The sequence below is a fragment of the Pseudomonas sp. GM33 genome, assembly GCF_000282295.1.
Taxonomy (GTDB): Bacteria; Pseudomonadota; Gammaproteobacteria; order Pseudomonadales; family Pseudomonadaceae; genus Aquipseudomonas; species Aquipseudomonas laurylsulfatiphila.
On sequence record NZ_AKJO01000188.1, the window covers coordinates 1 to 20,246 of the forward strand.

Annotated in this window: 21 protein-coding genes; 19 read left to right on the forward strand and 2 right to left on the reverse strand. The window is 60.0% G+C overall.

Going from position 1 to position 20,246, the window contains the following annotated elements; translation table 11 throughout:
• The 9 genes from PMI26_RS00725 to PMI26_RS31140 form a co-directional block, all read left to right on the forward strand.
• Positions 1-1,888, forward strand: a 1,888-nt coding sequence (locus tag PMI26_RS00725; RefSeq protein ID WP_007980736.1) for a chemotaxis protein CheA, incomplete at its 5' end; no start/stop codon positions are given.
• Between the two features lie 48 nt (positions 1,889-1,936).
• The gene (locus tag PMI26_RS00720; RefSeq protein WP_007980737.1) at positions 1,937-3,067 is read left to right on the forward strand and encodes a protein-glutamate methylesterase/protein-glutamine glutaminase; all 1,131 of its coding nucleotides are present in this window, start codon (positions 1,937-1,939) and stop codon (positions 3,065-3,067) included.
• Positions 3,067-3,807, forward strand: a complete 741-nt coding sequence (locus PMI26_RS00715) for a flagellar motor protein (protein WP_007980738.1) — start codon at positions 3,067-3,069, stop codon at positions 3,805-3,807. The genes PMI26_RS00720 and PMI26_RS00715 overlap by 1 nt, the downstream gene beginning before the upstream one ends.
• A gap of 12 nt (positions 3,808-3,819) precedes the next feature.
• Positions 3,820-4,710: a flagellar motor protein MotD gene (gene motD / locus PMI26_RS00710; RefSeq protein WP_007980739.1), complete on the forward strand. Its 891-nt coding sequence runs from the start codon at positions 3,820-3,822 to the stop codon at positions 4,708-4,710.
• Positions 4,711-4,753: 43 nt separating this feature from the next.
• Entirely contained in the window at positions 4,754-5,542 is a 789-nt protein-coding gene (locus tag PMI26_RS00705; RefSeq protein ID WP_007980740.1) for a ParA family protein, read from the forward strand.
• Between the two features lie 141 nt (positions 5,543-5,683).
• The gene (locus tag PMI26_RS00700) at positions 5,684-6,604 is read left to right on the forward strand and encodes a CheW domain-containing protein (RefSeq protein ID WP_007980741.1); all 921 of its coding nucleotides are present in this window, start codon (positions 5,684-5,686) and stop codon (positions 6,602-6,604) included.
• 73 nt (positions 6,605-6,677) lie between these two features.
• Complete coding sequence (locus PMI26_RS00695) at positions 6,678-7,163, forward strand: chemotaxis protein CheW (protein ID WP_007980742.1); 486 nt, start codon at positions 6,678-6,680, stop codon at positions 7,161-7,163.
• Positions 7,164-7,556: a DUF2802 domain-containing protein gene (locus PMI26_RS00690; RefSeq protein WP_007980743.1), complete on the forward strand. Its 393-nt coding sequence runs from the start codon at positions 7,164-7,166 to the stop codon at positions 7,554-7,556. It abuts the gene before it with no gap.
• Positions 7,557-7,928: 372 nt separating this feature from the next.
• On the forward strand, positions 7,929-10,373 hold the full coding sequence (locus PMI26_RS31140) for a ricin-type beta-trefoil lectin domain protein (RefSeq protein WP_007980744.1): 2,445 nt from the start codon (positions 7,929-7,931) through the stop codon (positions 10,371-10,373).
• Positions 10,374-10,428: 55 nt separating this feature from the next.
• Here the strand turns inward: PMI26_RS31140 and PMI26_RS00685 are convergent, their stop codons facing one another.
• Together PMI26_RS00685 and fliK are read right to left on the reverse strand one after the other, a co-directional pair.
• Positions 10,429-10,758 carry an EscU/YscU/HrcU family type III secretion system export apparatus switch protein gene (locus PMI26_RS00685; protein WP_007980746.1) on the reverse strand — a complete coding sequence of 110 codons (330 nt, stop codon included), beginning with the start codon at positions 10,756-10,758 and terminating at the stop codon, positions 10,429-10,431.
• Entirely contained in the window at positions 10,755-12,329 is a 1,575-nt protein-coding gene (gene fliK / locus PMI26_RS00680) for a flagellar hook-length control protein FliK (protein ID WP_007980751.1), read from the reverse strand. Before fliK ends, PMI26_RS00685 begins: the two co-directional genes overlap by 4 nt.
• A 199-nt stretch (positions 12,330-12,528) precedes the next feature.
• Here fliK and ccmA point away from each other — a divergent pair, with 199 nt between their 5' ends.
• The 10 genes from ccmA (at position 12,529) to PMI26_RS31145 (ending at position 19,896) form a co-directional block, all read left to right on the forward strand.
• Positions 12,529-13,164 (forward strand): cytochrome c biogenesis heme-transporting ATPase CcmA, encoded by a 636-nt coding sequence (ccmA, locus tag PMI26_RS00675; RefSeq protein WP_007980752.1) that lies wholly within the window; start codon positions 12,529-12,531, stop codon positions 13,162-13,164.
• Positions 13,161-13,829 (forward strand): heme exporter protein CcmB, encoded by a 669-nt coding sequence (ccmB, locus tag PMI26_RS00670; protein ID WP_007980754.1) that lies wholly within the window; start codon positions 13,161-13,163, stop codon positions 13,827-13,829. Before ccmA ends, ccmB begins: the two co-directional genes overlap by 4 nt.
• 73 nt (positions 13,830-13,902) lie before the next feature.
• Positions 13,903-14,658 carry a heme ABC transporter permease gene (locus tag PMI26_RS00665; RefSeq protein ID WP_007980756.1) on the forward strand — a complete coding sequence of 252 codons (756 nt, stop codon included), beginning with the start codon at positions 13,903-13,905 and terminating at the stop codon, positions 14,656-14,658.
• Positions 14,655-14,831, forward strand: coding sequence for a heme exporter protein CcmD (gene ccmD / locus PMI26_RS00660; protein ID WP_007980758.1), 177 nt, complete (start codon positions 14,655-14,657; stop codon positions 14,829-14,831). Before PMI26_RS00665 ends, ccmD begins: the two co-directional genes overlap by 4 nt.
• On the forward strand, positions 14,828-15,283 hold the full coding sequence (gene ccmE / locus PMI26_RS00655; protein WP_007980760.1) for a cytochrome c maturation protein CcmE: 456 nt from the start codon (positions 14,828-14,830) through the stop codon (positions 15,281-15,283). Before ccmD ends, ccmE begins: the two co-directional genes overlap by 4 nt.
• 3 nt (positions 15,284-15,286) lie before the next feature.
• Positions 15,287-17,275, forward strand: coding sequence for a heme lyase CcmF/NrfE family subunit (locus PMI26_RS00650; RefSeq protein ID WP_007980762.1), 1,989 nt, complete (start codon positions 15,287-15,289; stop codon positions 17,273-17,275).
• The gene (locus PMI26_RS00645; protein ID WP_007980764.1) at positions 17,272-17,808 is read left to right on the forward strand and encodes a DsbE family thiol:disulfide interchange protein; all 537 of its coding nucleotides are present in this window, start codon (positions 17,272-17,274) and stop codon (positions 17,806-17,808) included. The genes PMI26_RS00650 and PMI26_RS00645 overlap by 4 nt, the downstream gene beginning before the upstream one ends.
• On the forward strand, positions 17,805-18,278 hold the full coding sequence (locus PMI26_RS00640) for a cytochrome c-type biogenesis protein (RefSeq protein WP_007980766.1): 474 nt from the start codon (positions 17,805-17,807) through the stop codon (positions 18,276-18,278). Before PMI26_RS00645 ends, PMI26_RS00640 begins: the two co-directional genes overlap by 4 nt.
• Positions 18,271-19,473, forward strand: coding sequence for a c-type cytochrome biogenesis protein CcmI (gene ccmI / locus PMI26_RS00635; RefSeq protein ID WP_007980768.1), 1,203 nt, complete (start codon positions 18,271-18,273; stop codon positions 19,471-19,473). Before PMI26_RS00640 ends, ccmI begins: the two co-directional genes overlap by 8 nt.
• Positions 19,474-19,488: 15 nt before the next feature.
• Entirely contained in the window at positions 19,489-19,896 is a 408-nt protein-coding gene (locus PMI26_RS31145; RefSeq protein ID WP_007980770.1) for a hypothetical protein, read from the forward strand.
• Positions 19,897-20,246: the final 350 nt, after the last annotated feature.

Genomic DNA, 20,246 nt, shown 5'->3' on the forward strand with positions numbered 1-20,246 from the left:
GGAGCCGCAATCGGCTGACGAAGTGGTTGCTGCGCCTGTTGCCGCCGTGGTTGAAGCGCCGGTGGCTGAAGCCGATTCAGGCGATATTACCGATAACGAATTCGAGCAATTGCTGGACTCGCTCAATGCCGTCAAGGCACAGGCCGAGGCGCCGGCGGTTGCCCACGCACCTGCAAGCGAGGCACCCGCAAGCGATGCGGCTGCCAGCGACGAAATCACTGATGCCGAGTTCGAGTCGTTGCTCGATCAGTTGCACGGTAAAGGCCAGTTTGCCGTCGATGCGATTGCGCCGGCTCCGGCTGCGCCAGAAGCACCGAAAGCGCCGGGTGACAGTTCCGATATTACTGACGACGAATTTGAAGCACTGCTCGACCAGTTGCATGGCAAGGGCAACTTTGCTGTCGAGGCACTGGAGTCGGCCATTGCTTCGGTGCCTGCACCTGCGGCCCCAAGCGCGGCGGCGGCTGGCAGCGATCTGATTTCCGATCACGAGTTCGAAGCGCTGCTCGACGAATTGCACGGCAAAGGCAAGTTCAGCGAAGTCGGCACCGCGACAGCGGCCAACGGTTCGAACGCTGCGGTTGCGGCACCGGCAGCCAAGGCGGCGCCGAAACCTGTGGCCAAGGCCACCGAGCCAAAAGCCGAAGCCCCGGCAGTTGCTGCACCGGCTGCCGCCCGCGCTCCGGCCGCGCCACCGGCGGAAAAACCGGTGAGCGAAGCCGAGACCACCGTACGCGTCGATACCGCGCGTCTGGACGAGATCATGAACATGGTCGGCGAGCTGGTGCTGGTGCGTAACCGCCTGGTCCGCCTGGGTCTGAACAGTGGCGACGAAGCCATGTCCAAGGCCGTGTCGAACCTCGACGTGGTCACCGCCGACCTGCAAACCGCGGTCATGAAGACCCGGATGCAACCGATCAAGAAAGTCTTCGGGCGCTTCCCGCGCCTGGTTCGTGACCTGGCTCGCCAGCTCAAGAAAGAGATCAACCTGGAACTGGTCGGCGAAGAAACCGACCTCGACAAGAACCTCGTCGAGGCCCTGGCCGATCCGCTGGTCCACTTGGTGCGCAACGCGGTCGACCACGGCATCGAGTCGCCGGAAGAGCGCGAAGCCTCGGGCAAGGCCCGTAGCGGCAAGGTGATCCTGGCGGCCGAGCAGGAAGGCGATCACATCCTGCTGTCGATCTCCGATGACGGTAAAGGCATGGACCCGAATGTCCTGCGTTCCATCGCGGTGAAACGCGGCGTGATGGACAAGGATGCGGCCGATCGACTGAGCGACACGGAATGCTACAACCTGATCTTCGCCCCGGGTTTCTCGACCAAGACCGAGATCTCCGACGTGTCGGGTCGCGGTGTGGGCATGGATGTGGTGAAAACCAAGATTTCCCAGCTCAACGGTTCGATCAACATCTACTCGGCCAAGGGCCAGGGTTCCAAGATCGTCATCAAGGTGCCGCTGACCCTGGCGATCATGCCGACGCTGATGGTCATGCTCGGCAACCAGGCGTTCGCGTTCCCGCTGGTGAACGTCAACGAAATTTTCCACCTCGACCTGTCGACCACCAACGTCGTGGACGGCCAGGAAGTGGTGATCGTGCGGGACAAGGCGCTGCCATTGTTCTACCTCAAACGCTGGCTGGTCAGCTCCGCCGCTCACGAAGAGCAGCGCGAGGGCCATGTGGTGATCCTTTCGGTGGGCACGCAGCGGATCGGCTTTGTCGTCGATCAACTGGTGGGCCAGGAAGAAGTGGTCATCAAGCCATTGGGCAAAATGCTCCAGGGAACGCCGGGCATGTCCGGCGCCACCATCACCGGTGACGGCCGCATCGCGCTGATTCTCGATGTTCCGAGCATGCTCAAGCGTTACGCCACACGGCGTATTTGATTCTGGTGGAGCGGGGCGCCTGGCCTCGCTCCATCTAATGGAGTGTTTATGGCAGTCAAAGTCCTGGTGGTGGACGATTCGGGGTTTTTTCGCCGCCGCGTCTCGGAAATTCTTTCAGCGGATTCGAATATCCAGGTCGTCGGCACGGCGACCAACGGCAAAGAGGCGATCGATCAGGCGCTGGCCCTCAAACCCGACGTGATCACCATGGACTACGAGATGCCGATGATGGACGGTATCACCGCCGTGCGACACATCATGCAACGCTGCCCGACCCCGGTCCTGATGTTCTCCTCGCTGACCCATGAAGGCGCCCGGGTCACCCTCGATGCGCTGGATGCCGGTGCGGTGGACTTCCTGCCGAAGAATTTCGAAGACATCTCGCGCAACCCCGAGAAGGTCAAGCAACTGCTGTGCGAGAAGATTCTCAGCATCTCGCGCAGTAATCGTCGAGTCAGTCACTACAGCGCTCCGGCGCCTGTCGCTGCACCAGCCCCGACGCCTGCGCCTTCCAGCGTGGGGAGTTTTGCCAGCAGCGCGCCCGCGCGTCCGGCACCGGCACCGATCCCGGTGCGTACGCATGCCCCCGCTGCGTCGTCGCCCGCGCCAAAACGCAAGGCCTACAAACTGGTGGCCATCGGTACGTCCACCGGCGGCCCGGTTGCCCTGCAACGGGTGTTGACCCAATTACCGGCCAATTTCCCGGCCCCGATCGTGCTGGTTCAACACATGCCGGCCGCCTTCACCAAGGCCTTCGCCGAGCGCCTGGACAAGCTCTGCCGCATCAGCGTCAAGGAAGCCGAGGATGGCGACATCCTGCGTCCGGGCCTGGCGCTGCTGGCACCGGGTGGCAAGCAGATGATGATCGACGGTCGCGGCGCGGTGAAAATCCTCCCGGGTGACGAGCGCCTCAACTACAAACCGTGCGTGGACATCACCTTCGGTTCGGCAGCCAAGTCCTACGGTGACAAAGTTCTGGCGGTCGTCCTGACCGGCATGGGCGCCGATGGCCGGGAAGGCGCGCGCCTGCTCAAGCAGGGCGGCAGTTCGATCTGGGCGCAGGACGAAGCCAGTTGCGTGATCTATGGCATGCCGATGGCCATTGTAAAAGCTGAACTCGCCGACGCGGTGTACAGCCTCGACGACATTGGCAAGCACTTGGTCGAGGCGTGCATCTGATGGATGTTCTAAGCCTGATCGGCATCATCATGGCTTTTGTCGCCATCATCGGCGGCAATTACCTTGAAGGCGGTCACTTGGGCGCCCTGGCCAACGGCCCGGCAGCGTTGATCGTGCTTGGCGGGACCATTGGCGCGGCGCTGCTGCAATCACCGATGAGCGCCTTCAAGCGCGCCATGCAGATCCTCGCCTGGATCCTGTTCCCGCCTCGCGTCGACCTGGCCGGTGGCATCGATCGCGTGGTGAACTGGAGCCTGACCGCCCGCAAGGAAGGCCTGCTGGGTCTTGAAGGCATCGCTGACGCCGAACCTGACAATTACGCCCGCAAAGGCCTGCAACTGCTGGTCGACGGCGCGGAGCCGGAAGCGATCCGCAGCATTCTGGAAGTGGATTTCTACACCCAGGAAAGCCGCGATATCGAAGCGGCCAAGGTCTTCGAAAGCATGGGCGGTTATGCGCCGACCATCGGCATCATCGGTGCGGTGATGGGCCTGATTCACGTCATGGGCAACCTGGGTGATCCGTCGCAACTGGGTAACGGCATCGCCGTGGCCTTCGTCGCCACCATCTACGGCGTGGCCAGTGCCAACCTGGTGCTGCTGCCGATTGCCGCCAAACTCAAAGCCATCGCGCTGCGCCAGTCGCGTTATCGCGAAATGTTGCTGGAAGGACTGCTGTCGATTGCCGAAGGTGAAAACCCTCGCTCCATCGAGTTGAAGCTTCAGGGCTTCATGGATTAAGGGACTAGGCTCATGGCACGTCGCCGCCAACATGAAGAGCATGTAAACCATGAACGTTGGCTGGTTTCCTATGCCGACTTCATTACCTTGCTGTTCGCCTTTTTCGTGGTGATGTACTCCATCTCTTCGATCAACGAAGGCAAGTACAAGGTCATTTCCGAAGCCCTGATCGGGGTCTTCACCGATTCCGATCGCGCGCTCAAGCCGATCCCCATCGGTGACGAGCGGCCGAAGACCGTGACCCCGGCCAAGCCGCTGGTCAAGGACAGTGATCAGGTCGATGCTGGTGTCTCCGGCGCCAGCGATCCGCTCAAGAGCATCGCCGATGACATCAGCGCGGCGTTCGGTGACCTGATCAGCTCCAACCAGATGACCGTGCGCGGCAATGAGCTGTGGGTCGAGATCGAGCTCAATTCCAGCCTGTTGTTCGGCAGCGGTGATGCCATGCCCAGCGATATCGCGTTCAACATCATCGACAAGGTCGCGGCGATCCTGAAGCCGTTCGACAACCCGATCCATGTCGAAGGTTTCACCGACGATCAACCGATCCGCACTGCGCAGTACCCGACCAACTGGGAGCTGTCCTCGGCGCGCTCGGCCAGCATCGTGCGCATGCTGGCGATGCAGGGGGTGAACCCCGGTCGCCTGGCGTCGGTGGGCTACGGCGAGTTTCAGCCGGTGGCCAACAACGCCACCGCCGAAGGCCGCGCACGCAACCGTCGCGTGGTGCTGGTGGTGTCGCGCAACCTCGATGTTCGCCGCAGCCTGACCGGTACCGGAACCGCTCATGCGCAACCGGATGCCGCATTGAAGCGTGCTGGCACACAAACTGCACCGACCCCGGTCAAGTCGCCGGTACGAGAGAACGCCGTCAATTCTCCGTCACCCGCATTAACACGTTGAGCTATTTCTCGGTCGATCCGTGCGGCCGGGAGGAACAATCCGAATGAGAGTCTGGGCAGTCGCCAATCAAAAGGGTGGTGTCGGTAAAACCACTTCCTCCATCGCTTTAGCCGGGTTGCTGGCCGAGGCGGGCAAGCGCGTGGTCGTGGTCGATCTCGACCCTCACGGCTCCATGACCAGCTACTTCGGCTACGACCCCGACAGCCTGGAACACAGCAACTACGATCTGTTCCTGCACAAGGGCAACGTGCCGCAAGGCCTGCCGGGTCAACTGTTGCTGTCAACCAGCGACGAACGCATTTCCCTGTTGCCGTCCAGCACCGCGCTGGCCACCCTCGAGCGCCAGTCGCCAGGGCAGAGTGGTTTGGGCCTGGTGATTGCCAAGAGCCTGGCGCAACTGTGGCAGGACTTCGATTACGCCGTGATCGACAGCCCGCCCTTGCTCGGCGTGCTGATGGTCAATGCCTTGGCGGCAAGCCAGCAACTGGTGATCCCGGTGCAGACCGAACACCTCGCGGTCAAGGGCCTCGAGCGCATGGTCAACACCCTGGCGATGATCAACCGCTCGCGCAAACAGGCATTGCCATTCACCATCGTGCCGACCCTGTTTGACCGCCGCACGCAGGCGTCCCTCGGCACCTTGCGCGTGCTGCGCGACAAATTCCCAGACGAAATCTGGCAAGGCTACATCCCGGTGGACACGCGCCTGCGCGATGCCAGCCGTGCCGGGCTGACGCCTTCGCAGTTCGACGGCAAGAGTCGTGGCGTTCTCGCTTACCGTGCGTTGCTCAAGCATCTGCTGGCGGCGCAACTTGTTGCGCAGGTGGCCTGACTTGACCTCGATCCCTGTAGGAGCGAGCCTGCTCGCGATGGTCGTCAACGATGACGCGGGAAACCTGGCACCCCGTGGCGCTCTCAGGTTCATCGCGAGCAAAGCGAATCGTCGCACCGTCGCCCCTACAGGTGAGCGTTCATGAACCGGCCATTGAAGACCACTTCGCGCCCGCAACTGGCATTGCAGTCCTACCTGGACAGCTTGCTGCAGGACGTGACCGAAGAATTGACGCTGCCGATAGAGGCAGTGGCCGAGGAGATCGCCACCGAAGCAGTGCTGGACGAGTTCCAGGCAGCGGTGCTCGAAGAGCAGGCCCGTGATGCCGCGGCGGCCGCGCCGGTGCCGGCATCCGTAGCGCCAGTGTTCAAGGCGCCGGTGATCGAAGCCCCGGCGCCGGTCTTGGCGTCCGTTTCGACCATCGCTCCGCTGCTGCAAGCCTTGTCACCGCCGCCTGTTGAAGCGCAGCCAGCCGCTGTCGAAGTGCCGCAAACCCTGGTATCGCCCGTCGTCGAAGTGCATCTGCCACCGAGCAATACGCCGCCACCGGTGGACACCGAGGGTCGTCCGTCCTGGGCCGCCGAGCCTTTCGAATGCCTGCTGTTCGATGTCGCCGGCTTGACCCTGGCGGTGCCGCTGGTATGCCTGGGGTCGATCTACTCCCTGGCCGGTCACGAGCTGACGCCGTTGTTCGGCCAGCCGGAATGGTTTCTGGGCATCCTGCCGAGCCAGGCCGGCAACCTCAAGGTGCTCGATACCGCGCGTTGGGTCATGCCAGACCGTTACCGCGACGATTTCAAGCAGGGCCTGCAATACGTGATTTCGGTCCAGGGCTATGAATGGGGCCTGGCGGTGCATCAGGTCAGTCGCTCGTTGCGACTGGACCCGAATGAAATCAAATGGAGAAGTCATCGAGGTCAGCGGCCATGGCTCGCCGGCACGGTGATTGAACACATGTGCGCCTTGCTCGACGTCGCCTCGTTGGCCGAGTTGATCGCCAGTGGCGGGGCAAAGCACATGTCCGGCAGCAAGCCGAACCACAAACCGACAAACATCAAATAAACAACAGGCGACGTCACTCGATGGCGTTGCACGGAACACACACCGCCAGGGCGGTTTCTTGAGGGGGCAGGGTATGAATGACAAGGCAACGGCGGCAAAAGGTTCCGAAGATCCGATCCTGCAATGGGTCACCTTCAAGCTGGACAACGAGACCTACGGCATCAACGTGATGCGCGTCCAGGAAGTCCTGCGCTACACCGAAATCGCCCCGGTCCCGGGTGCCCCGAGCTACGTGCTGGGCATCATCAACTTGCGCGGCAACGTCGTCACCGTGATCGACACCCGTCAGCGCTTCGGCCTGATGAATGCCGAGATCAGCGACAACACCCGTATCGTCATCATCGAAGCCGACAAGCAGGTTGTCGGGATCATGGTCGACAGCGTGGCCGAAGTGGTTTACCTGCGTCAGTCGGAAATCGAAACCGCGCCGAACGTGGGTAACGAAGAGTCCGCCAAGTTCATTCAAGGCGTGTGCAACAAGAACAACGAATTGCTCATCCTGGTCGAGCTGGACAAGATGATGAGCGAAGAAGAATGGTCGGAACTGGAGAGTATCTGATTGATTCTCGAGGTTGCGGTCATTGTCCTGTTCCTGTTCTGGGCAGGCACGCTGGCGATGTTTCTGGCCTACATTCGCGCCCAGAAGCAGATCGCCGCGCAACAGGCCCAGGGCGATGCGCAGCGCGACCAGCGCATCAAGGACCTGGGCAAACGCGTTGACAACTACCAGAACGGCAACGTGCGCATGGGCGAAGACCTGCATGAACTGCGGGCGATCGTTGCGCCGTTGCCGGACAAACTCGCTCAGCTGGAACAGCGCGACCCGACCAGCCTGTCGTTTGCCCAGGCAGCACGATTGGTCGGGATGGGCGCCAGCGTCGACGAACTGACCCAGTCCTGCGGCTTGACCCAGGCTGAGGCGGAGTTGATGAGCAAAGTGCACAAGAACTGAACAGATCAAAAGATCGCAGCCTTCGGCAGCTCCTACGCGGTACCACCTGTAGGAGCTGCCGAAGGCTGCGATCTTTTTTTGCTTTGAAAAAACAATCGCCAGTGCTTCATCTACCGTCCCTAGTCGGTATTGCGCTGCCGTAGGTGATCACAGCCGTGCCTCGCCCAGCCTGATATTCCCTTTCGTAGAATCCGCCCACCTTACTCAGTGATCGTTCGTCCAAACTGGTATTTTTGACAGTAGTAAGGTGCGGTGACCGTGACAATACTCGAACTTGATTCAGTTGCGCCGGTTGAATTTATCGTTCTGATGTAAAGGGATTGTTTTATCGGTCTGTAAATAATGGCGGCTCTACTGATAGGCGGGTAGTGTATGGAAACCAGGCGAGAGTATGGTTTTAAGCTTGTATTTTTCCAAGGTTTATTTGCCTTGGCGATACTGGTACTTGCATTGAACGGCACCGCTTTCGCAAGTGAGTCGTTGAAACTTCCATACGGCGTGTTGAGTCCAGATCGTGCGACTTGCTCTGGTGAGCATCTTGTCAGTGTCGTCGCTCACATGGACGATGATCTACTTTTTATTGAGCCTGGCATATCGGAGGTCTTGACCCGAGGTGGTTGTGTTACGGTTATTTTTATGGTGGGTGGAAGCTCTGGAGCGGGGTTTGACTATGTAATAAATCGAGAAAAAGCCTCCGAAAAAGCCTACGAAAGGATGCTTGGAGTCAGTACGGGGTGGGAGACCTCTATCATAGAAGTCGGTTCCGCACATTTGAGGAGTGTAGTGGCCACCTCTAATTCAAGGTTGAGGTTGATTTTTTTAAGGGTGCGAGGTGGACATGTCAGAGGTGGAGACGTTCCTTTGGCAAATATGTTTGATAATGGCGCTCTAGTGATTAGCTGGCCGTATTTGGATGAAGCCTCGGGTCCAGTGAATCTTTATAGTAAAGCTACAATTATCAGGGTATTGGTGAAGCTTATTGAGGAGCTGGGCGCAACGAAAGTGTATGCCTTGAATCCTGATACAGTTCCCTACATTGAACATCCGGATCATATTTACTCGGCCCGATTTGCGCGGGCTGCCCTTCGCAATATTAGCGATGATATTTCGGTTGCTTATCATGAGACCTATCCCTCCGCCGGTGGTGTTGCAACCGTCTCTCCAAGGGCTGTTCAGCGTAAGCGCGATATTGCTGCTACGTATTTTCATTATGAAGGGGCGGAACCGGTAAGCAGTGTGTTTAGTGAGGCTGCGTGGAATGGCAATTGGGTGGCTCGTAGAAATTTTAAAGTGACCAATGCTCGCGAAGCAGTGCCAGAAGTTAATATCCCGCTGGAGCCATTAGTTAATTTTGAAACACAAAAGTGTTTGGCTGCTAAAGGAGGGGGGGACGAATTGTCCCTGTACGAATGTAATAATGACGATGCACAGCTTTGGTCGTTTGTACCCTCGTCAGTCAGAGTGGGAGAAATGGGGACCGCGTTATTAAAGAATAAATCGGGTCAGTGTGTCGCGTTTGAAAATAATAGGCTGGTCGTGAAGGTCTGCGCTGGAGGCGAAGCCACCCAGCACTGGACGCCATGGGATTTCGGAAAAGTATTCACGCCGCAGGCAGGCTGCCTTGATGCATCGAGTGAATCATTAGTTAGTCATCAATGCTCACCATTCAAAGGTGCTGCGTTATGGACGAGGAAAATAATTAATGTCGATAGCGACACAAAAGTCGAAGCTGCATTGGTAGGCGATGTTGGTGGTGAGGGGGCAAGTAGTTTGGTGCAGGTGATCAGGCGATCAGATGGTCCAGGGGTCGATGTATGGGTGTCTTCAACTAAAGAGGGAAAGGTTGAAAGTAAGCAGTGGTATGGGGGGCGGGTAGCCTTTGATGCAGCGTCATTACAGCCTACGTGTGGAAATAATGAGGTTTGTTATGATCAAGCTCGTTATTTGCTGGCTGATTTTGATGGCGATGGTAAGGCTGACTTAATGATAATTTCACCGGGAAATGGAGGCGGAACCCGGTTCAGTCTGATGAAGAGTGTTAGTGATCATTTTGATCACCCTAAAGTATGGGCGATGGTAGACTTTCCATTTGATTATGAACTTGCCCAGCAATATTTGGCGGGTGATTTTCGTGGCGCTGGTAAGCCGGACGTGTTGATTGCGCATACCCGTGGCGATTCGGGCTTGAATTTTTGGCTGATGATGAATGAAGGAGGAAGTCTGAGTGCTCCTGATCTTTGGGCTCAAGCAACGGGTCTTGACAAGGCTGCGTATCTTTCTGTGGCTAATTTGGGGAGGGATGGTTTTGCAGATGTACTTGCTTTTGACTCAATTGATGAGCATTTGAGGCTGTCGATACTTAAAAGTACGGGGGACGGGTTTGATGTTGGTCAGCCAAGTAATTATGTGAATTTTCGCTATGTTCGATCAAAAATTGTCACGGTTACCTCACCTGTTACTCATTTGACGGACGCTTGGGTTTTACACGCAAGTGCCGATGGGGCAGCAACTAATTTTTGGAAGCTTGTCAATAATGGTGATGGGTCATTTACGCCATCTGAATCTCCAGTCTATCAAGAGGGTTCTTTGGCGTGGGCCGATATACAGCCTTATGCGCGAACGTCAGCAACAGGTAATCAAATTTTACTGGTTCATCGTGTTAATAATTCCGTTGGGGAGTATTATTGGCGGGTAGGTCGTGTTGGAATGAAAGCGCTTAATCTGACAGCTGGCGGAATTCCTTTGGATTTAATTGATTATGGTCAATTAGGTCTGTTTGAGTGGGCGAACCTGAAGTGGCGCGCTCGTTTGAATTAGAACAGGGGTGGTACAAACCTATATGCGCCGTGTTACGTGGCGATATGTCAGGTAATTAGTAGTTGTCGCCTCGTTCCGTTATGTCTTTTTCTTGCAAGGGCAATTGCGGATCCTGCTCCACCGGAAATTTCCCCTTCAGATTCCAAGCAAACGCAATGATCTCGGCAATCGTCAGATACAGCTCCTGCGGAATGCTGTCCCCCAGTTCCATGCGCGCCAGCAGTCTCACCAACTCGGCATTTTCGTAGATCGGCACTTGGCAGTCGCGGGCGATCCGCAGGATTTCTTCCGCCAGTTCTTCGTCGCCCTTGGCGGTGAGGGTGGGGGCGTGGGTGCCGTCGTATTTGAGGGCGATGGCCTGGCGTGGGGTGTTGGGGTTTTTCATGCGGTTTCGTCGACCCAGCGTTGTTCGAGGCGGGTTTGGGGGCCTTGGGGTGGTCTGCCGAGGTGGCAGTCCAGGTCGCCGACGTTCAGGCCGGCGGACAGCAGGCGGTCACGCAGCCTGGCCAGGTTGTTTTCGATCAGGCTGGCGGTGTACGGCCGTTCGGCCCAGAGCTGGCCGCAGAGGCTGCCCTTGATTAGTTGTGCCTGGATTTGCAGCGGCCCCAAAGGCTCCATGGCGAAGGCCAGTTCGACTCGCCACAACTGTTGCTTGGGTTCGCCTTGTTCGCGACGTTCTTTTGGCTGCTGTTTCTCGGGGGCGTCCTCGCGCTGGAACTTGACCTGCAAGGGCACGATGTCCTGCAGATTGCGCATCGGGATTTCCAGTTGCCAGGTGCTCATCAGCCGTCCGTCGGCGGTGACGCCGGTTTGTTCCAGGCTCGACAGCTGATGGCTTTGCAGGCGTGAAACCGCAGCGGCGGCCAGGCGTAGCAAGTGTTCAAGGTCGTTTTCACCCTCGGCGCTTTGCAGCAGGCGTTCGGGCAGCGGGAAACCGCTCGGCGACGGTTTGGCACTGACCTGGCCGAGCATGCCCAGGGCATTGCGGACAAAATTCGGCATGGCCTGGGCCAGGGTATTGGCGGCGATGATTGCGCTGAGGCTGGTGTTGGCCGGCAAGCCCTGACTCAACTGCGCAACCAGTTTGAGCAGGTCGCCTTTCATGTCCGGCGCGAGTGTCGGGTTTTGCCCGTTCAGCAGTTTGCTTTCGAGGAACGCACCACTGTTGGCCAGCGCCAGGGCCAGGCCCTTGGGGGTGCTCAGTTGCTGGACATCCGGCAGGCCGGCGAGCAACCGGGCAGCGGCGCTGCGCAGTTCGGTGGAGGTCTGGTCCGAGGGCGCAAGGTTCTGCAGGAGTTTGAGCAAGCCATCCAGCGAGCCTTGGCGGCTTTGCTGGTCGACCAGTTGCCGGGTGACCGCCAGTTGTTCCTGGCGGCTGCTCAGGGGCACGAATGTCAATGTCTGGCTGTCTTGCACCTGCGCGCTCAACAAGGTGCCGATGCGCAAGGGCTGCGGACTGTCGATGCTCAGGGTGCTGCCGCTCAACGCGGTGTTGAGCAGGCTCACCATCGAGCGAAACACCATGGGCTGACCGGGAACCTGCGGCAGCACTTGCGAGGTCAGCACCTTGCCTTGCAGCAGGGTGCCAACGGGCAGTTGCGCGGTGTCGAGGCGGGTGAGAGTGGCGACGCTGGAGGCGATGGCCTGTTGCACCGTCACGGCCAGGTTGCCGGCCGAGGGCTGGGTGACGAGCAGCGTGGTGCCCTGGGCCAGCGGTTGATTGCTGGTGGTCTGGACCGTGGTCTGGCGGCCGCTGTCGAGGGTGACCTTGAGCAGCATCTGGAAAGTCTGGTCCGCCTGCTTGAGTGACAACACTTCGGCCTGGGCGGTTTGACCGACGCTGATCAGCCCCTCCACCGGCGTCAGCAACTTGAGCAACTCACCGCTGAGCACCTGCGGGCGTGAGGCCGCCGGGAGGGGCTGCGGTAGCGGGAGGATGTTCATTTCGCCTGTCATACGCGGTCACAACCTGAGGAAAATGCACTCTTTAGAGTAGGGCCTGGCATGTATAATGCCGCGCCGTTGTATCCAAAAATGGCGAAAACTTTGCAATTGTTTGACGCAGCTCTCTAGAACAAGACGTCATTGCATCTATGCTGCATCTCTTTAACGGCCGCGCCCGTGCCGACTTGAACCGTATAAGGCCCGTGAACCCTTGACCAGTCCTGTCCTGCAAACCGTTGCCCTTGCCTGTGAGCGAGACCTTCGGCTGCTCTTCGAAAATCTCGATTTGAGACTGGCCAGTGGCGAAATGATGCAAATCAGCGGCCCCAACGGCAGTGGCAAGACCAGTCTGTTGCGCCTGCTCTCGGGGCTGATGCAGCCGACCGCCGGTCAGGTGCTGCTCAACGGACAGCCGCTGAACGAGCAACGGGGCGAACTGGCGCGCAACCTCCTGTGGATCGGTCACGCCGCCGGGATCAAGGATTTGCTGACGCCGGAAGAGAACCTGAGCTGGCTGTGTGCCTTGCATCAGCCGGCGACCCAGGAGGCGATCTGGCAGGCGCTGGCTGCAGTCGGGCTGCGCGGATTCGAGGATGTGCCTTGTCACACCCTGTCTGCCGGTCAACAGCGCCGCGTCGCGCTGGCGCGTCTGTATCTGGATAACCCGCCGCTGTGGATCCTCGATGAACCCTTTACCGCCCTCGACAAACAGGGCGTGGCGCAACTCGAAGAACACCTGGCCGGCCACTGCGAACGCGGCGGCATGGTGGTGTTGACCACTCATCACACGCTGAGCCGGATGCCGGCCGGTTATCGCGACATCGATCTGGGGAGCTGGGCCGTATGAGTGTGTTCGGCCTGTTGGTCGCCCGCGAGGCGCGTCTGCTGTTCCGCCGTCCGGCGGAGCTGGCCAATCCGCTGGTGTTCTTTGCCATCGTCGTTTCGTTGTTTCCGTTGGCCGTCGGTCCCGAGTCTCAATTGTTGCAAACCTTGTCTCCGGGGCTGGTCTGGGTGGCGGCACTTTTATCGGTCCTGCTCTCGCTGGACGGGCTTTTCCGCAGTGATTTCGAGGATGGATCGCTTGAGCAGTGGGTCCTTTCGCCGCACCCCCTGGCTCTTCTGGTTTTGGCCAAAGTGCTGGCACACTGGGCTTTTTCCGGCCTGGCACTGGTTTTGCTGGCCCCCTTGCTGGCGCTGATGCTCGGTTTGCCTGCCGCCTGTCTGCCGGTGTTGCTGCTTTCGTTGCTGCTCGGTACACCGGTACTGAGCCTGCTCGGTGCAGTGGGTGCGGCGCTGACGGTCGGTTTGAAGCGCGGTGGCCTGTTGCTGGCGCTACTGATTCTGCCGTTGTACATCCCGGTATTGATCCTTGGCAGTGGCGCCTTGCAGGCAGCCTTGCAGGGAATGCCGGCGACCGGTTATCTGTTGTGGCTTGGTAGCCTGACCGCCCTGGCGATAACCCTGACACCCTTTGCAATAGCTGCTGGCCTGAAGATCAGCGTCGGCGAATAATGAGGTCTGGTTATTTTTTGACCAGTAAAGACCCTGGCTCTTCACAGTAAAGAGCAACCGTGATGGAAACAGTATGAACTGGACGTGGTTTCACAAGCTCGGCTCGCCCAAATGGTTTTACGGCATCAGCGGCAAAATGCTGCCCTGGCTGAGCGTCGCGGCGTTGCTGCTGATCAGCGTTGGCGTGGTCTGGGGCCTGGCCTTCGCGCCGCCGGACTACCAGCAGGGCAACAGCTTCCGCATCATCTATATCCACGTTCCGGCCGCCATGCTGGCGCAGTCCATCTACGTGATGCTGGCGGTGTGCGGCATCGTCGGGCTGGTGTGGAAGATGAAACTGGCCGACGTCGCCCTGCAATGCGCGGCGCCCATCGGTGCCTGGATGACGGCGGTTGCGCTGGTCACCGGGGCGATCTGGGGCAAACCGACCTGGGGCTCGTGGTGGGTCTGGGATGCACGCCTGACGTCCATGCTTATCCTGCTTTTCCTGTACTTCGGTCTCATTGCGCTGGGCAACGCGATCAGCAATCGTGACAGCGCGGCCAAGGCCTGTGCGGTGCTGGCAATTGTCGGCGTGATCAACATCCCGATCATCAAATACTCGGTGGAGTGGTGGAACACCCTGCACCAGGGCGCGACTTTCACCCTCACCGAAAAGCCGGCAATGCCAGCCGAGATGTGGCTGCCATTGCTGCTGACGGCGCTGGGTTTCTACTGTTTCTTCGGTGCGGTCCTGCTACTGCGCATGCGTCTTGAAGTGCTCAAGCGCGAAGCCCGGGCCAGTTGGGTCAAGGCCGAAGTGGAAAACAGCCTGGAGGTCGCTCGATGAGTTTTGCTTCATTCGGCGACTTCATCGCCATGGGTCATCATGGCCTGTATGTCTGGTCAGCCTATGGCATCTGCCTGGCGGTATTGGCCCTCAACGTGGCGGCGCCGATCCTGGCCCGCAAGCGGTATCTGCAACAAGAGGCGCGTCGTTTGCGCCGGGAGAACGGCAAGTGAATCCGCTGCGCAAAAAGCGTCTTATCATCATTCTCGCGATCCTGGTCGGGGTCGGCGCTGCCGTCGGCCTGGCCCTGAGCGCCCTGCAGCAGAACATCAACCTGTTTTACACACCGACCCAGATCGCCAACGGCGAAGCCCCGCATGACACGCGCATCCGTGCCGGTGGCATGGTCGAGGCCGGTTCCTTGCAGCGTTCTGGCGACTCGCTGGACGTGAAGTTCGTCGTCACCGACTTCAACAAATCCGTGACCATCACCTATCGCGGCATCCTTCCGGACCTGTTCCGCGAAGGGCAGGGCATCGTCGCCCTGGGCAAGCTCAATGCCGATGGCGTGGTGGTGGCCGATGAAGTGCTGGCCAAGCACGACGAGAAGTACATGCCGCCGGAAGTGACCAAGGCGTTGAAAGACAGCGGTCAATCGGCGCCAACGCCCGCGAAGGAGGGTTGATCCATGACATCCGGCATCTTTATTCCCGAGCTTGGCCATCTGGCGATGATCCTGGCCCTGTGCTTCGCCCTGGCCCAGGCCGTGGTGCCGCTGTTCGGTGCCTGGCGCGGTGACCGCCTGTGGATGAGCCTGGCCCAGCCGGCCGCCTGGGGGCAGTTCAGCTTTCTGCTGTTTGCCTTCGGTTGCCTGACCTACGCCTTCATGGTCGATGACTTCTCCGTGGCCTATGTGGCCAACAACTCCAACAGCGCCTTGCCGTGGTACTACAAGTTCAGTGCGGTGTGGGGTGCCCACGAGGGTTCCTTGCTGTTGTGGGCCTTGATTCTCGGTGGCTGGACCTTCGCGGTGTCGGTGTTCTCCCGGCAGTTGCCACAGGTCATGCTGGCCCGTGTGCTGGCGGTGATGGGCATGATCAGCACCGGTTTCCTGCTGTTCCTGATCATGACCTCCAATCCGTTCAAACGCATCCTGCCGCAAATGCCCAGCGACGGTGCCGACCTCAACCCCTTGCTGCAAGACATCGGCCTGATCGTGCACCCGCCGATGCTGTACATGGGCTACGTCGGTTTCTCGGTGGCCTTCGCCTTCGCCATCGCTGCGCTGATGGGCGGTCGCCTGGATGCCGCGTGGGCGCGCTGGTCGCGTCCGTGGACCATCGTGGCCTGGGCGTTCCTCGGCATCGGCATCACCCTCGGTTCGTGGTGGGCGTACTACGAACTCGGCTGGGGTGGCTGGTGGTTCTGGGACCCGGTGGAAAACGCCTCGTTCATGCCATGGCTGGTGGGTACCGCGCTGATTCACTCGCTGGCGGTCACGGAAAAACGTGGCGTGTTCAAGAGCTGGACGGTGTTGCTGGCCATCGCTGCGTTCTCGTTGAGCCTGCTGGGCACCTTCCTCGTGCGCTCCGGGGTGCTGACGTCGGTTCACGCCTTTGCCTCCGATCCGGAACGCGGCGTGTTCATCCTGATTTTCCTGCTGTTCGTGGTCGGCGGTTCATTGACGCTGTTCGCCCTGCGCGCGCCGGTGGTCAAGAGCCAGGTCGGCTTCAACCTGTGGTCCCGGGAAACACTGCTGCTGGGCAACAACCTGGTGCTGGTGGTGGCCGCCTCGATGATCCTGCTGGGCACCTTGTACCCACTGATTCTCGATGCCATGACCGGCGCCAAGCTGTCGGTCGGCCCGCCGTACTTCAACGCGCTGTTCATTCCGTTGATGGCGTTGTTGATGGTGGTGATGGCGGTCGGCGTGATCGTGCGCTGGAAAGACACCCCGGTGAAATGGCTGCTGAGCATGCTGACGCCGGTATTGCTCGGCAGTGCGGCCATGGCCGTGGTGGCTGGCGTCGCGTACGGCGACTTCAACTGGGCAGTGCTCGCGACCTTCATGCTCGCCGCCTGGGTGCTGTTGGCCGGTGCGCGTGACATTGTCGACAAGACCCGCCACAAAGGCCTGATCAAAGGCCTGCCCACCCTGACCCGCAGCTACTGGGGCATGCAGATCGCACACCTGGGTATTGCCGTGTGTGCGCTGGGTGTCGTGCTGTCGAGCCAGAACAGTGCCGAGCGCGACCTGCGCCTGGCGCCGGGCGAGTCCATGGACCTGGCCGGTTATCACTTCATCTTCGAAGGCGCGAAGCACTTCGAAGGCCCGAACTTCACGTCCGACAAGGGCACCGTCCGGGTGATCCGCAACGGCAAGGAAATCAGCGTGCTGCACCCGGAAAAACGCCTGTACACCGTGCAGAACTCGGTGATGACCGAAGCGGGCATCGACGCCGGTTTCACCCGCGACCTCTATGTCGCCCTAGGTGAACCGCTGGGTAACGGCGCCTGGGCTGTGCGCGTACACGTCAAGCCGTTCGTGCGCTGGATCTGGTTCGGTGGTTTGCTGACAGGTGCAGGTGGGTTGCTGGCGGCGCTGGATCGGCGTTATCGGGTCAAGGTCAAAAGCCGCGTGCGCGAAGCACTGGGCATGTCGGGAGCCACTGCATGAAGCGTTGGTTGATGTTGTTGCCACTGGCGATTTTTCTGGTGGTTGCCGTGTTTCTCTACCGTGGGTTGTACCTGGATCCGGCCGAGTTGCCTTCGGCCATGATCAACAAGCCGTTTCCGGAGTTTTCCCTGCCGTCGGTGCAGGGCGACAAGACCCTGACCCGTGCCGACATTCTGGGCAAGCCGGCGCTGGTCAACGTCTGGGGCACCTGGTGCATTTCCTGCCGGGTCGAGCACCCGGTGCTGAACAAACTGGCCCAGCAGGGCGTGGTGATCTATGGCATCAACTACAAGGACGTCAACGCCGATGCCTTGAAGTGGCTGACGGACTTCCACAACCCGTATGTGCTGGACATCCGTGATGACGAAGGCTCGCTGGGCCTGAACCTCGGCGTGTACGGCGCGCCGGAAACCTTCTTCATCGACGCCAGGGGCATCATCCGTGACAAGTTCGTCGGCGTGATCGACGAGCAGGTCTGGCGCGAAAAACTGGCGGGCAAGTACCAGGCGCTGGTCGACGAGGCCAAGCCATGAAGCGCTGGATTACTGCCGCTGTCCTGGGCTTGAGTATGGCCGGTGTGGCCCACGGGGCCATCGACACCTATGAGTTTGCCAAGGAAGGTGACCGCGAGCGTTTCCGCGAGCTGACCAAGGAGCTGCGTTGCCCCAAGTGCCAGAACCAGGACATTGCCGATTCCAACGCACCGATAGCCGCCGACCTGCGCAAAGAGATTTTCCGCATGCTCGGCGAAGGCAAGGACAACCAGCAGATCATCGACTTCATGGTCGACCGCTACGGTGACTTCGTCCGCTACAAACCTGCGTTGAACGCCAAGACTGCCTTGCTATGGTTCGGCCCCGCCGGCTTGCTGCTGGGGGGTGTCGTGATCATCGCGGTGATCGTCCGCCGTCGTCGCGTGCAACGCGCCGGCACCCCGGACTCGCTGTCTGCCGAGGAGCGCTCGCGCCTCGACCACCTGTTGGATAAAACCAAGAATGATTGATTTCTGGCTCGCTGCAGGTCTGCTGCTTCTGGTTGCCCTGAGTTTTCTGTTGATCCCGGTTTTGCGCAGCCGTCGTGCCCAGCGTGAAGAGGATCGTACCGCCTTGAACGTCGCGCTTTATCAGGAGCGCGTGGCTGAGTTGCAGACTCAGCAGGAAGAGGGCGTGCTCGATGCGGCGCAAATGGACGCCGGTCGCGCCGAAGCCGCCCGTGAGTTGCTGGCGGACACCGAAGGCGTCGAAGCGCCGCGGGCGTCGCGACTGGGCAAACCCCTGCCGTTGCTGGCGGCCGTTCTGGTGCCGGTGCTGGGCCTGGGGCTGTACATGCATTACGGCGCCAGCGACAAGGTCGAACTGACCCGCGAATTCTCCCAGGCACCCAAGTCGATGGAAGAAATGACCCAGCGCCTGGAGCGTGTGGTCGCCGCTCAACCGGATTCCGCCGAAGGCATGTACTTCCTCGGTCGCACCTACATGGCGCAGGATCGCCCGGCGGACGCGGCGAAGATGTTCGAGCGCACGGTGAACCTGGCCGGTCGTCAGCCCGAATTGCTCGGTCAATGGGCCCAGGCCCAGTACTTCGCCGATGGCAAGAAGTGGTCGGACAAGGTCCAGGCCCTGACCGACGAAGCGCTCAAGGCCGATCCGAAAGAAGTCACCAGCCTCGGCCTGCTCGGCATTGCCGCGTTTGAAGGCGAACGTTATCAGGACGCCATCGATTACTGGAATCGCCTGTTGGCGCAGTTACCGCCGGACGACCCGTCCCGGGAGGCGCTGCAAGGCGGGATCACCCGGGCCACGGAGAAACTGGTGGCCAGTGGTGGCAAGGTTGCGCAAGCACCGGCGGCCAAGAGCGCGGCGTTGCTCAAGGTCAGCGTCGATCTGGCGGCGGAGCTCAAAACCAAAGTCCAGCCGGGCGACAGCGTGTTCATCTTCGCCCGTGCGGTCTCCGGTCCGCCGGCCCCGCTGGCGGTCAAGCGCATGACCGTGGCTGACCTGCCGGTGACCGTCGAGCTGAGCGATGCCGACGCGATGATGCCGCAATTGAAACTGTCGAACTTCCCTGAAGTCCAACTGGTTGCGCGTATTTCCCGTGCCGGCAAACCGACCGCCGGCGAGTGGATCGGTCGCAGCCAGCCCTTGGCCAGCAGCACCACCGCGCCGCAAACACTGACCATCGACAGCCCGGACAAATAACAGGAAAACGCTACCATGACCGCCATCGCTCGTATTGCCCTGCTCAGCGTCGTTTTGGGGTTAAGCGCTTGTGCGGTCCAGCGACCACCGGAGCAAACGGCTCCGCCGCCGATTCCGCGATCGCAGCCCAGCCCCACGCCATCGACGTCGCCGGTACCGAGCAAGCCGTCTGTTCCGGTAAAACCCTCCAAGCCGCTGCCACGCACCTCTGCCAGCTTTGCGCCACCACCGGGGGGCAATAGCCATTGGGATCCGAAGCTTGGGGTTTATGTGCTTGATGATCAGCCCAATACCTTTTATCGCCAGCGTACCTATTACCGTTGGGATAACGGCTGGAGCCGGTCGATCAGTCCGAAGGGGCCGTGGGAGGAGACTGATATTCACGGTGTACCGGGTGGGCTTGGGCGGCAGTTCGGGCAGTGAGGCACTAAGGCGACTATCGGGTCGCCTTTTTTGTGCCTGCTGAAATGTGATTGCCGGGCCAATGTTGAACCCCTGTGGGAGCGGGCTTGGTCCGGGCGGCGATCCGACGAAGGCGGCCTGACAGCCGACCTGTCTTTTGTTGACTGTGTACATATCCGTTTTTTGGGTAACGGCGGCTTATGGTTTCGCCCTTACGGCGACTCCCTTTTTTACAAGCGCCCGGAGTGCCGGCCCAGTAAAAAAAGAAGCAAAAAACGCTCGCCCCGAACGTACGGCCCCTCGCTGAGGCTCGGGGTTCCTTCGCTCCGGTATTCATCCGGGGGCATTGCCCTCCGGTCGGCTTCGCTTCG